This is a genomic window from Streptomyces sp. S6, assembly GCF_054880855.1.
The window spans coordinates 23,408-35,966 of sequence record NZ_JBTYMC010000035.1; the positions used below are offsets into that span (position 1 = coordinate 23,408).

Below are 12,559 nucleotides of genomic sequence, written 5' to 3' on the forward strand. Positions count from 1 at the left end.
CCTTTCAGACGCTCTCGGTACGACGCCTGCGCACCGCCCAGAACACCCCGGTCCCGGCGACGACCGTCGCGCTCACGCCGATCACCCCCGCGAGCCCGCCCGAAAGCCGCGCGCTCTCCACATCCTTGACCCCGTAGTCCGCCAACGGCGAGTCGGCGGCGGCGTGTTCCTCGACCTTGGTGTCAAGTCCGTTGTCCGCAGCGACCTTTTCGAGCCCGTCGGGGTTCGCCGACGCGTAGAAACTCACAACTCCCGCGAGCAGCAAGGAGGCTGCGAGCCCACCGAGCCACAGACCGCGCCGGGAGCCCGCCGACACCGACGCCGGCTCCCGCTCCCGCTCCGGCGAAGCGTCCACCAACTCCCCGCCCACCCGCAGCTTCAACGGCGCCCGCAACCCCCGAGCCCCGTACACCAGATCCGGCCGCACGGCGATCACCGCACCCACCGTCAGCGAGGTGATCACCGCCTCCCCGATCCCGATCAGCACATGCACCCCGACCATCGCCCCCGTGACCTTGCCGATCGACACGTCCGTCGTCCCGCCGATCGCGTACAGCAGCGTGAAGGCGCCGGCGGCGGCCGGTACGGAGAGCAGCGCGGCGACGAAGGACGCGGCGGTGACGCTGCGGCGCCCCCGGGGCAGCACCTTCACCAGGCCCCGGAAGACGGCGTAGGCGACGACGGTCGTCACGACCGCCATGTCCGTGATGTTGACGCCGAGGGCGGTGAGGCCGCCGTCCGCGAAGAGGATGCCCTGCATGAGGAGGACGACGGAGACACAGAGGACCCCTGTGTAGGGGCCGACGAGTATCGCCGCCAGGGCGCCTCCCAGGAGGTGTCCGCTCGTCCCGGCCGCGACCGGGAAGTTCAGCATCTGCACGGCGAAGATGAACGCCGCGACCAGCCCGGCCAGCGGAGCCGTCCGCTCGTCCAGTTCCTTGCGGGCGCCGCGCAGCGACACGGCGACCGCGGCTGCCGCGGCGACTCCGGTCACGGCGGAGGTCGGGGCGTCGATGAATCCGTCAGGTACATGCACGGTCCGATGATGTGGCCTGTTGCGAACGTCTTGCAAGAGCGGTCGGCAGGCAAAGTTTCAATACCGCTAATCGGAAAATATGCGACATTGGTAGGGGAAGTGGTCGCACAGCTTCCGTAAAGGTAACGCACCGTGAGGGGCTAGCCGATGTCGGTAGTCGAACAGTATGCGCAGGCTCACATCGTCACCGACGAGGACCGGATCGAAGAAGAGCGCGAGGCCGTACCCGTAGTACTCAGGTACGACCCCGACGACGATCCCCGTACGGTGCGCGTCGACGTTCCCGGCGCCCACCGCTGGACCGTCGCCCGCACCCTCCTGGAACAGGGACTACGCGCCCCCGCCGGTACCGGAGAGGTACGGGTATGGCCCTGCGGCCGAGTCCAGGCGGTGGTGGAGTTCCACTCCGCCCAGGGCGTCTCCGTCGTCCAGTTCGAGTCGAAGACGCTGGTCAGGTTCCTGCGCAGGACGTACGCCGAGCGCTAGGCCCCCCGCCGGGCGATAGCCCCCCGCCTCACCCCATCTTCAGCAGCGCGGCCACGATCGGCCCCGCCGTGTCCCCGCCGTGCCCGCCCGCCTGTACGACCCCCGCCGCCGCCAGATCCCCCGCGTACGCGGTGAACCACCCGTTCGGCTTGTCCTGCCCGTCCACCTCGGCCGACCCCGTCTTCGCCCCGAAGTTCCCGCTCATCCCGGACATCGCCTGAGCCGCCGTCCCGTACTGGGCGGTGTACTTCATCAGCTCACGCAACTGACTCAGGGTCGACGCGGACATCGTGCGCGACGCCTTCGCCAGCGTCCGCTTGTCGAAGTCGGGGGAGACCAGGTACGGCTGGTGGAACGTCCCGTCCCGCACGGTCGCCGCGACGGACGCCATGTTCATCGGGTTCATCCGCACGCCGCCCTGCCCGATCAGCGAGGCCGCCATCTGGGCGTTCTTCTGCACCGGCACCGCGCCGTCGAAGGTCGGCACGCCCACCGACCAGTTGTCCATGGAGAGCCCGAAGACCTGCTGCGCCTGCTGGGTCAGACTGTCGTTGTCCAACTCGGGCGCCTGGCTGATGAAAGCGGTGTTGCAAGAGCGCGCGAAGCTCGCCTTGAACGTGCCGTTCTTGATCTCGAACTCGTCGTCGTTCTGGAACTTCCAGCCGCCGTACGTGAAGAACTTCGGGCAGGGGTGCTCCTTGTCGGCGGACGCGAGCCCCTTCTCGATCAGCAGCGAGGACGTGATCACCTTCATCGTCGAACCCGGCGCGAGCGAGCCGAGGAAACCGACGTTGAAACCGTTTCCGCTGTTCGCGACGGCCAGGATCTCGCCGGTCGACGCCTTCACGACGACCACCGACGCCCGCTGCTTCGCGGCCACCTGCTTCTCGGCGGCGGCCTGCATCGCCGGGTTGATCGTCGTCTTCACCTCGCCCGGCGTGCCCAGGCTCAGCTCCAGGAGCGTCTTGTCCGACAGGTCCCGCTTCTTCGACGCCGCCCCGCGCGCGACGCGCAGCTCGACGCCCGCCTTGCCGCCCGCCTTCTTGCCGTACTTCTCGCGCAGGCCGTCCAGGACGCTCCCCAGCGAGGGGTACGCCTTCGCCGTCAGCTCCTTGCCCGCGCGGTCCAGCGCCTTCACCGGCGGGGTGCCGGACTCGCCGGTCACCAGGGTGTCGCCGTCCGAGAGGTCCGGGTGGACGATCGACGCGTGCCAGTCGACCTGCGGCTCGCCCGTCGTCGTGCTGCGGACGACCGTCAGCGCGCTCGCGTACGCCAGCGGCTTGCTCACGCCCTCGTACGCCACCATCCCCTTCACGGCGAACGGCACCTTCGCGCCGGCCGCCGGGCCCGGGGTGAGGGTCGCGCCCGTGATGTGCGCGTCCTTCGTGTACGCCGTGAGCAGCGCCGTCGCCGCCTTCACGTCGTCCGTCGCGGCTGCCGCCCGCGCGACCTCGCCCCGCTGCCAGGCGGTCAGGAACGCCGCCGACGTCTTCGTCACCTCGGCCGGGGTCAGGGGGCCCGTCTTGATCTTCGGCTTGCCGTCGGAGGACGAGGACGACGCCGTCGGGCCGCTCTCGGCCGCCGCGCCGCCGCCGTACAGCGCGTACACGCCGAAGGCGGCGCCGCCGACCACCACGGCGGCCATCCCGCCGACGACGGCCGGGCGCCGCTTGCTCCCGCGCGTCTCCTCGACGCGCCTTCTCTTGCCCACGTACGTGACCTCCGAGCTCCCCGGGGACCCCACTGCCTCACTCACCCCAACGACGGCGACCAGCCTAGGGTCCCCTTCTGCCCGGGTGATGTCCCTGTGACCTCAGCCACCCGTCCGTAGCGGGGTTGTGACAACTGGGGCGGGTAGGACATGTGTTCACCGTAGGGGCCGGTGATTTCCGGCGGGAAGCGTTTTCGGGAACGCGTCCCCAGGGTGGGGGTTTCTGCTATCGCGCCCCGGTAGCAGGGAGGTTGTCAGCCGAAAGGCGACATGGCGTCCTCACCCCGCGCGCAGCACACTCGCCACGATCGGCCCCGCCGCGTCCACCCCGTGCCCCCCGCCCTGCACCATCGCCGCGGCGGCCACGTCGTCGCGGTACGCCGTGAACCAGCTGTCGGACGTGGCGTTCCCGTCGCTCTCCGCAGAGCCGGTCTTCGCGCCGATGGTGCCGGAGAGGCCGGACATGACGTTCTGCGCGGTGCCGCTGACGGCCGTCTGGCGCATCATCGCGCGGAGTTGGCGGGAGGTGCTGTCCGACAGGCCCTGCGCGGTGGCGAGTTGGCGCTGCTCGACCGAGAGGGGGACGAGGATCGGCTGGCGGAAGGTGCCGGTCTTCGCGGTGGCGGTGACGGACGCCAGGTTGAGGGGGTTCAGCTGGACCTTGCCCTGCCCGATGAGGTTCGCGGCCTTGTCGGGGCCGGAGACGGCCGGGACGGAGCCGTCGGCCGTGGCGATGCCGATGGCCCAATTCCCTTGCCCGAGGCCGAACTTGTCCTGCGCCTCACGGGTGAGGGAGTCGTCCGCGAGGTCGTCGGTGAACTTGATGAAAGCGGTGTTGCAAGAGCGCGCGAAGCTGCCCGCCAGCGTGGCGCCCTCGTCGGGCTCCATCCCCTTGAGGTTGCTGAACGTCTGCCCCTCCCACATCGCGGTCGGCGTGCACGGCGCGGGCCCGTTCGAGGTGGTCAGCTTGTTGTCGATGAGCGTCGCGGCGGTCACGATCTTCATCGTCGACCCCGGCGGACGCGCCCCCTGCACGGCCGCGTTGAAGCCGTCCGCGCGGTTGTTGGCGATCGCGAGGATCTCCCCGGTGCTGGGCTTGAGCGCGACGACCGACGACTCCCCGTACTTCTTCACGGCGCTCTCCGCCGCCGCCTGCACCTCGGCGCTGAGCGTCGTCCGCACCTTCCCCGGCTTGCCCTCGGACAGCGTCACCAGCGTCTTGTCCGGCACCCCCTCGGTGGCGGACCGCACGACCAGCTCCACCCCCGCCGTCCCGCCCGCCTCGGCGCCGAACCGCGACCGCAGTTGATCGAGCACCGCCCCCAGCGACGGGTACGCGTCCTTCGTCAGCACCTTCCCGTCCCGGTCCACGGCCTCCACCGCCGGCCGCGACCCCGCCGTCACCAGCGTGTCCGTGGCGCTCGTCAGCGCCGGATGCACCACCGTCGGCTTCCAGTCCACCAGCGCCTTCCCGGTCGTGACACCGCGGACGACGGTGAGGCTGCTGCTGTACGTCAGCGGCTTCGAGACCCCGTCGAACGACACCGTCGCGTCGACCCGGTAGGGGACCGTGAACCCCGAGACCCGGCCCGGCGTGATCTTCACCCCGCCGATGTGCGCCTCGGTGCCGTACGCCGTGAACGCGGGCCCCGCGACACCGGCGTCGTTGGTCAGTCCCGCCGCGACGCCGGCCTCCCCCTTCTCCCAGGCGGCGAAGAACGCCTTCGCGGTCTCCTTGACCTCACTCCCGCTGGGCGGCCCGGTCCTCACCGGCGCCGGCCCCTTCGCCGTCGACCCGCCCCCCACCGCCGACAGCAGGTTGTACGCCCCGTACCCGGCCCCGCCCACCATCACGGCGAACACCGACCCGACGACGGCGACCTTGACCCCCTTGGACATACCGCTTCCTTCCCCGTTCCCCGTTTTGAACGCGCTCAAAAAGCGCCCTCCGGATCGCACTGTAAGCGGCTGGAGGGGGTCGTGTGACCACTGCTTCCGGAAACTTGTCCGAACGGAGACGGGTCGGCGGGTGCGCCTCACGTATCCGGCGTCCAGCACCCGCACCGCGCGTCGAACGGGCTAGCCCCGCGGTACCCCAGGACCCCCGCGAGAGCTACCTCGGCTCATACCCACGTATCCATCCACATCCGAGCCCGCCAGTCGTCCATCGGCACCGCCGTCCCCGTGTACAGCGGCCAGAAGTAGATGAAGTTCCACGCGATGAGCAGCACCAGCACCCCCGCCCCCGTCGCGCCGATCACCCGGCGGTTGTCGGAGGAGCCCGGTGGGCCGGCGAGGGCGCCGATCAGCAGGGCGACGGCCAGGCAGAGGAAGGGGAGGAAGACGTCGGCGTAGAAGAAGAAGATCGTGCGCTCCTGGTACATGAACCAGGGGAGGTAACCGGCGGCGACGGCGCCCGCGATGGCGCCCGCGCGCCAGTCGCGGCGGAAGAACCAGCGCCACAGGACGTACAGGACGGCGAAGCACGCGGCCCACCACAGGAGGGGGGTGCCAAGCGCCAGGACCTCGCGGGGGCATTTCTCCGCGGCGCTCGCGGGGCAGCCGTCCGTGCCGGGGGAGGGGGTCTCGTAGAAGAAGGAGACGGGGCGGCCGAGGACGAGCCAGCTCCACGGGTTGGACTGGTAGGAGTGCGGCGAGGTGAGGTGCGTGTGGAACTTGTACACCTCGTGCTCGTAGTGCCACAGGCTGCGCAGCCAGTCGGGCAGCAGCCACGTCCAGGTGCCGCCCTTGCCGTCGGTGGCGGCCCAGTTGCGGTAGTAGCCGCCGGAGCCGTCCGAGGGGGAGAGGATCCAGCCGGTCCAGGAGACCAGGTAGGTCACGAGTACTACGGGTACGGTCGCGACGAACGCGTACCCGGTGTCGTACCTGAGGACCGCGTGGTAGGGATTCCGCGCGCCCGCCACCTTCCGTGAACCGACGTCCCACAGCAGGGCCATGACGATGAACGCGGCCATGAAATACAGGCCGTTCCACTTCGTCCCGATCGCCAGGCCCAGCATCAGACCGGCCGCCCAGCGCCACGGCCGCCACCCCAGCCGCAGGTGATCGCCGACGGCGGCGTCCGGACGGCAGCGGCCGTCCGCGTCCCGCGTCAGCGCGGCGGCGAGCCGCTCCCGCGCCTTGTCCCGGTCGACGACGAGACAGCCGAACGCGGCGAGCACGAAGAACATCAGCACGCCGTCGAGCAGTGCCGTGCGGCTCATCACGAAGTGCAGACCGTCGACGGCCATCAGTGCGCCCGCGAGGCACCCGAGGAACGTCGAGCGCATCAGCCGCCGCCCGATCCGGCACAGCAGCAGCACCGACAGCGTGCCGAGCAGCGCGGTCATGAACCGCCAGCCGAAGGGGTTGAAGCCGAACATCAGCTCACCGAGCCCGATGACGTACTTCCCGACCGGCGGGTGGACGACGTACGAGGCGTCGGTGGGAACCGGCACGTGGCCGTTCGAGTTCAGGATCAACTGGTTGGCGTTTTTGTCCCAGTTGACCTCGAAACCGCGGTGGACGAGAGCCCACGCGTCCTTCGCGTAGTACGTCTCGTCGAATATCACCGCCTTCGGACTGCCCAGGTTCCAGAACCTCAGCAGCCCCGCGAGCAGCGTCACCAGCAGCGGCCCGACCCACGCCGACCAGCGCGTCAGCCACGCGGACAACTGGTAGGAGACGCCGAGCGACTGCCACAGCCGGGGGCTCGGCTCGGCGTACGGCGGCACCAGCCGCTCCCGTACGTCCGCCCCGGGCCGCCCCGCGTACCCGAACCGGCGCAGCCGCTGCCGCCAGCCCACTCCCTCGTCCGGGGCGGGCTGAGCGGGCCGGTGGTCCGTGGAGTCCGTGGAGGACGCGGTACTGGTCACCGCGCCATCGTAGGGAACGCCTCTGTGTGAGTCCCGCGCATGGACAACTGCGAGGATGGAATCGTGACACCGACACCCGGAACCCTCGTCCTCGCCGGCACCCCCATCGGAGACATCACCGACGCCCCGCCCCGGCTCGCCCGTGAGCTCGCGGAGGCCGATGTGATCGCCGCCGAGGACACGCGGCGGCTGCGTCGGCTCACCCAGGCGCTCGGGGTGACCCCTGGGGGGCGGGTGGTGTCGTACTTCGAGGGGAACGAGTCGGCTCGTACTCCGGAGCTGGTGGAGGAGCTGGTAGGGGGTGCGCGGGTGCTACTTGTGACCGATGCGGGGATGCCGTCCGTGTCGGACCCCGGGTACCGGCTGGTGGCCGCCGCCGTAGAGCAGGACGTCAGGGTGACGGCCGTCCCTGGTCCTTCCGCCGTACTCACCGCCCTCGCGCTCTCCGGGCTGCCCGTCGACCGGTTCTGTTTCGAGGGGTTCCTGCCGCGCAAGGCGGGCGAGCGGCTCACGCGGCTGCGGGACGTCGCCGAGGAGCGCCGGACCCTCGTCTACTTCGAGGCCCCGCACCGGCTGGACGACACCCTCGCCGCGATGGCCGAGGTGTTCGGCGCGGAACGCCGGGCGGCCGTCTGCCGGGAGCTGACCAAGACGTACGAGGAGGTCCGGCGCGGGGGGCTCGGGGAGCTGGCGGAGTGGGCGGCCGAGGGCGTGCGGGGAGAGATCACCGTCGTCGTGTCGGGGGCGCCCGAGAAGGGGGCTCAGGAGTTGGACGCCGGGGAGCTGGTGCGGCGGGTGCAGGTGCGGGAGGCGGCGGGGGAGCGTCGTAAGGAGGCGATCGCGGCCGTCGCCGTGGAGGCGGGGATCGCGAAGCGGGTCGTGTTCGACGCGGTCGTCGCGGCCAAGCACGGAGGCTGACGGCGGCTGACGGATACCGCCCGTTTTATGCCGTCCTGCGCTTTACGCTTCGGCAAAGCCGTATCTCCAAAAGCAAAGCTCAGACACCCCTTCCGGCTCCTTTGGTAAGGAAACGCCAAATCGCGTCCAACAAAGAACAGGGCAGGTGCCGAGGGGGCGTTCCGAGGCGTCCACTGGACCAGGGACGCACCGTACGTCCCTGGTCCAGCGGAACGACGAGGAGCTGGCATGAGCGAGTTCTCAGGGCACAACGGCCTGCGTGACGGAGCGACGGCCGTGGTCAACGAGTCCTACTCCTTCGCCTGCATGCGCTGCGGGCACGGCTGGGAGCAGTCGTACGAGATCGAGCACCACACCGACGCGGACGGCCACCAGTTCGTGATGTACGTCGCGGAGGGCAAGGTCGTCCCCTCGCCCCTCTCCCGCCCGACGTGCCAGAACTGCGACGCGCACCTGGTCCGCATCATGCGCGCCGGCCAGGTCTCCTCCGTGCGGGAGGCCGCCCGCCGCCCGCACAAGGTGCCGGTGGCACGCACAGCGCCCCCGGCTCCGGACGACGCCGTCCCGGCCGAACCCCACCACTGGCACCTCTCCGACCTCCTGCACCCTTTCCGCAAGGCGAGCTGACACCCGGGGCGTGCCCCGGTCCGGCTTCCGTAGGATCGGGGCATGCCTTCGAACGACGCGGACGGCAAGAACGCCGCCCCGCCCCTCCCGGAACCCCTCCGTGTCCAGGTCGCGGACTCCCACACCCACCTCGACATGCAGTCGGGCACGGTCGAGGAGGCCCTCGCGAAGGCCGCGTCCGTCGGCGTGACGACGGTCGTCCAGGTCGGCTGCGACGTCCGCGGCTCCCGCTGGGCGGCGGAGACGGCCGCCGCCTACGACGCCGTCCACGCGGCCGTCGCCCTGCACCCCAACGAAGCGCCCCGCATCGTCCACGGCGACCCCGACGGCTGGTCCCGCCAAGGCGCGCGCCGCCCCGGTGGCCGGGCCGCCCTCGACGAGGCGCTGGCCGAGATCGACCGCCTCGCCGCCCTCCCGCACGTCAAGGGCGTCGGCGAGACCGGCCTCGACTACTTCCGCACGGGCCCGGAGGGCAAGGAGTCCCAGGAGGCCTCCTTCCGCGCCCACATCGAGATCGCCAAACGCCACGACAAGGCCCTCGTCATCCACGACCGCGAGGCCCACGAGGACGTCCTGCGCATCCTGAAGGAAGAGGGCGCCCCCGACCGCACCGTCTTCCACTGCTACTCCGGCGACGCCGACATGGCCGCCCTCTGCGCCCGCGCCGGCTACTTCATGTCCTTCGCGGGCAACGTCACCTTCAAGAACGCCCAGCCCTTGCGGGACGCCGTCGCGGTGGCCCCCCTCGAACTCCTCCTCGTCGAAACAGACGCCCCCTTCCTCACCCCGGCTCCCTACCGTGGACGCCCCAACGCGCCCTACCTGATTCCGGTGACCGTGCGGGCGATGGCCGAGGTGCGGGGGATCGACGAGGATGCGCTGGCTACGGCGCTGGGGGCGAACACGGCTCGGGCGTTCGGTTACTGACGGCCGGCGGACCAGAAGGGGTCGTCGATGTTGGGGGCGGGTGTTTTCCGCTCGTAGTAGTCCTGCCCGGCGGCCGTGGTCTTGGGTCTGGCGATGTCGGACTTCTTCGCACACGGGGTCGTGACCTCGAAGAAGAACTGACCTTCGCTGCCGACAACGACCCCAGGGCGATATCCGTCAGGGGTTTCCGCGAAGATCGCCGGGTATTCCTTGCTCGGATTGACGCTGGTTATTTTGTATCCGCTCTTCTTCCACTGCCGCTCCACCACCCCGAGCAGCTCACCCCTGCGCTCCGCCGAGACTTTGGTCATGACGGCGGCTCTACGAGTGACCGTCCCAATACCGTGGCTGTACCCCAGAGCGTCGATGCAGAGCATGTCGGTGGATGTCTGATGGGTCCACCGCAAGGTCGGGGCAACAGATGAAAGCGTCCTCCGGACGATCTGGTCGGCCGATTCGGCGGCCTGCTGCATGGTCACCTTGCGAGCTTCCTTTTCGGAATCGCCGAAGCTTCCGGCGCAGCCGGAAACGGAAAGAGCGAAGGTGATGGTGCAGGCGAATATCGATCGAAGCTTCAACGGGGTGCCTCAGTCGTGAGGGAGTCGGATTTACCAAGGCTACGGACGAACGCGCCGCGGAACGTCCGTACCTTCGCTCAAGTCGGCCCTGAGTACCTGTGCCTACTCGCGCCGACGTGCGGTCGGTCCCAGTGGTGGTTCCCGCCGTCCTCCGCAAGGCCGTACACCACCCGAACGCCACCCCCCGTAGCCGCGCCGCTTTGGAGAGTAACCGTCGACCCGCTAGGTTCTGTGGGCCCGATTGACCACCGGCCTCTGGAGTGTGTCGGCGTGAGCGGTTCGCAGTACACGTACGCACCGCAGTACGAGCCTCCTGCGGCGGAGGACGACTATCCGGGCGGCCAGTCTTTTTCGCCGCAGGCTCCTCCGTACGGCGGTGAGACGCCGTACGGCACCGTGCCTTCCCAGGGTGCCCCCGCCTTTCCCCGCCAGGCCGGTGCCCGGCGGAAGGCGGCGCGGCGGAAGAAGGCGAAGGGGGCGGAGTCGACGGTTCGGCGGCTGCTGCCGCAGGCCCTGGTCGTCGCGTTCCTCGCGGGCGGTACCAGCGCGTTCGTCGCGCAGGACAAGGCGGTGGAGCTGACCGTCGACGGCACGCCCCGCACCCTGCACACCTTCGCCGACGACGTCACGGAGCTGCTGGCCGAGGAGGGGGTCGAGGTCGGGGAGCACGACCTCGTCGTCCCCGCGCCCGGCGAGGAACTCGCCAGTGGGGACGAGGTCACCGTGCACTACGGCCGCCCGGTGCGGCTCACTCTCGACGGCACCCGTCGTGAGGTGTGGACGACGGCGCGGACGGTCGCCGGGGCGCTGAAGCAGCTCGGGGTCCGGGCGGAGGGGGCGTACATCTCGGCGTCACGGTCGCAGCGGATCGGCCGCGCGGGGCTCGCGCTGGACGTGCGGACGGAGCGGTCGGTCACGGTGCTGGCGGACGGGCGGGCCCGGACGATCCGGACGAACGCGGCGACCGTGCGGGAGGCGGTCGAGGCGGCCGGGATCACGCTGTCCGGGCAGGACACGACCTCTGTGGCGCCGGGGAGCTTCCCCAGGGACGGGCAGACCGTCACCGTGCTGCGGATCACCGGTACCAGGGAGGTACGGGAGGAGCCGGTGCCGTTCGACGTGGTGCGGACCGAGGACCCGTCACTCTTCAAGGGGACGGAGGTCGTGGAGCGGGCGGGGGAGGTGGGGCTGCGGCGGGTGACGTACGCGCTGCGGACCGTCAACGGGGTGCGGCAGAAGCCGAAGCGGGTGCGGGTGGAGGTCGTACGGGAGGCCAGTCCTCAGGTCGTACGGGTGGGGAGCAAGCCGCTGCCCACGTCCGTCGCCGGTGCCGACGGGCTGAACTGGGGTGGTCTCGCCGCGTGCGAGTCCGGGGGGCGGCCCGACGCCGTCGACCCCTCCGGGACGTACGGGGGGCTGTACCAGTTCGACACCCGGACCTGGCAGAGCCTCGGCGGGAGCGGCCGGCCGCAGGACGCCTCGGGGTCCGAACAGACGTACCGGGCCAAGAAGTTGTACGTGCGGCGGGGGGCGAGTCCGTGGCCGCACTGCGGTGCGCGGCTGCACGGGTAGTACCTGGGACCGGGAAGGGGGGGTGGTACCTGGGACCGACACCCGGCCCACCCCCGTAACCTTGTCCCGTGACCAGCCCCCTCCCCGATGCCCTCCTCGGTCCCGCCGACATCCGTGAGCTCGCCGCCGTCCTCGGTGTGCGGCCCACCAAGCAGCGCGGCCAGAACTTCGTCATCGACGCCAACACCGTCCGCCGGATCGTCCGGACCGCCGACGTCCGCGCGGACGACGTCGTCGTCGAGGTCGGTCCTGGTCTCGGGTCGCTCACGCTGGCCCTGCTGGAGGCCGCCGACCGGGTGACGGCGGTGGAGATCGACGACACCCTCGCGAGCGCGCTGCCCGCGACGATCGCCGCGCGGATGCCGGACCGCGCCGAGCGGTTCGCGCTGGTGCACTCCGACGCGATGCAGGTCACCGAACTCCCGGGGCCCGCCCCGACCGCGCTGGTCGCGAACCTGCCGTACAACGTCGCCGTCCCGGTCCTGCTGCACATGCTGGACACCTTCCCGACCATCGAGCGCACCCTCGTCATGGTCCAGTCGGAGGTCGCCGACCGCCTCGCCGCGCCCCCCGGCTCGAAGGTGTACGGCGTCCCCTCGGTGAAGGCCAACTGGTACGCCGACGTCAAGCGGGCCGGCGCGATCGGCCGCAACGTCTTCTGGCCGGCGCCGAACGTGGACAGCGGACTGGTCTCCCTCGTCAAGCGGGCCGAGCCGATCAAGACGACCGCCACCCGCCGCGAGGTCTTCGCGGTCGTCGACGCGGCCTTCGCCCAGCGCCGCAAGACCTTGCGGGCCGCACTCGCCGCCTGGGCGGGGTCGGCCGCCGC

Annotated in this window: 11 protein-coding genes; 6 read left to right on the forward strand and 5 right to left on the reverse strand. The window is 70.6% G+C overall.

From position 1 onward, the window contains the following. Nucleotides 1–4: 4 nt before the first annotated feature. A complete protein-coding gene (locus ACVNF4_RS07725) occupies nt 5–1,036 on the reverse strand; it encodes an energy-coupling factor ABC transporter permease (protein ID WP_461801937.1) in 1,032 nt (343 codons plus the stop codon). Between the two features lie 147 nt (nt 1,037–1,183). On the opposite strand from ACVNF4_RS07725, the gene ACVNF4_RS07730 reads away from it, so the two are divergent. Further along, nucleotides 1,184–1,522, forward strand: coding sequence for an SsgA family sporulation/cell division regulator (locus tag ACVNF4_RS07730; protein ID WP_461801938.1), 339 nt, complete (start codon nt 1,184–1,186; stop codon nt 1,520–1,522). Nucleotides 1,523–1,550: 28 nt separating this feature from the next. Here the strand turns inward: ACVNF4_RS07730 and ACVNF4_RS07735 are convergent, their stop codons facing one another. From ACVNF4_RS07735 to ACVNF4_RS07745, 3 genes are all read right to left on the reverse strand, one after another. Next, complete coding sequence (locus ACVNF4_RS07735; protein ID WP_461801939.1) at nt 1,551–3,233, reverse strand: penicillin-binding transpeptidase domain-containing protein; 1,683 nt, start codon at nt 3,231–3,233, stop codon at nt 1,551–1,553. Between the two features lie 279 nt (nt 3,234–3,512). Further along, entirely contained in the window at nt 3,513–5,132 is a 1,620-nt protein-coding gene (locus tag ACVNF4_RS07740) for a penicillin-binding transpeptidase domain-containing protein (RefSeq protein WP_461801940.1), read from the reverse strand. A gap of 224 nt (nt 5,133–5,356) precedes the next feature. Then, nucleotides 5,357–7,108 (reverse strand): dolichyl-phosphate-mannose--protein mannosyltransferase, encoded by a 1,752-nt coding sequence (locus ACVNF4_RS07745; RefSeq protein WP_461801941.1) that lies wholly within the window; start codon nt 7,106–7,108, stop codon nt 5,357–5,359. 39 nt (nt 7,109–7,147) lie between these two features. Between ACVNF4_RS07745 and rsmI the strand changes: the two genes are divergently transcribed. From rsmI to ACVNF4_RS07760, 3 genes are all read left to right on the forward strand, one after another. Next, a complete protein-coding gene (gene rsmI, locus ACVNF4_RS07750; protein ID WP_461801942.1) occupies nt 7,148–8,026 on the forward strand; it encodes a 16S rRNA (cytidine(1402)-2'-O)-methyltransferase in 879 nt (292 codons plus the stop codon). Between the two features lie 228 nt (nt 8,027–8,254). Next, nucleotides 8,255–8,653 (forward strand): hypothetical protein, encoded by a 399-nt coding sequence (locus ACVNF4_RS07755; RefSeq protein WP_461801943.1) that lies wholly within the window; start codon nt 8,255–8,257, stop codon nt 8,651–8,653. A 42-nt stretch (nt 8,654–8,695) separates the two neighbouring features. Continuing rightward, entirely contained in the window at nt 8,696–9,580 is an 885-nt protein-coding gene (locus ACVNF4_RS07760; protein ID WP_461801944.1) for a TatD family hydrolase, read from the forward strand. On the opposite strand, the gene ACVNF4_RS07765 is transcribed toward ACVNF4_RS07760, so the two are convergent. Then, entirely contained in the window at nt 9,574–10,158 is a 585-nt protein-coding gene (locus ACVNF4_RS07765; protein WP_461801945.1) for a hypothetical protein, read from the reverse strand. The genes ACVNF4_RS07760 and ACVNF4_RS07765 overlap by 7 nt on opposite strands. A 270-nt stretch (nt 10,159–10,428) precedes the next feature. Here ACVNF4_RS07765 and ACVNF4_RS07770 point away from each other — a divergent pair, with 270 nt between their 5' ends. Both ACVNF4_RS07770 and rsmA read left to right on the forward strand, forming a co-directional pair. Continuing rightward, nucleotides 10,429–11,730 carry a ubiquitin-like domain-containing protein gene (locus tag ACVNF4_RS07770; protein ID WP_461801946.1) on the forward strand — a complete coding sequence of 434 codons (1,302 nt, stop codon included), beginning with the start codon at nt 10,429–10,431 and terminating at the stop codon, nt 11,728–11,730. 68 nt (nt 11,731–11,798) lie between these two features. Further along, nucleotides 11,799–12,559: 16S rRNA (adenine(1518)-N(6)/adenine(1519)-N(6))-dimethyltransferase RsmA (gene rsmA / locus ACVNF4_RS07775; protein WP_461801947.1), on the forward strand; the 761-nt coding region annotated here is incomplete at its 3' end.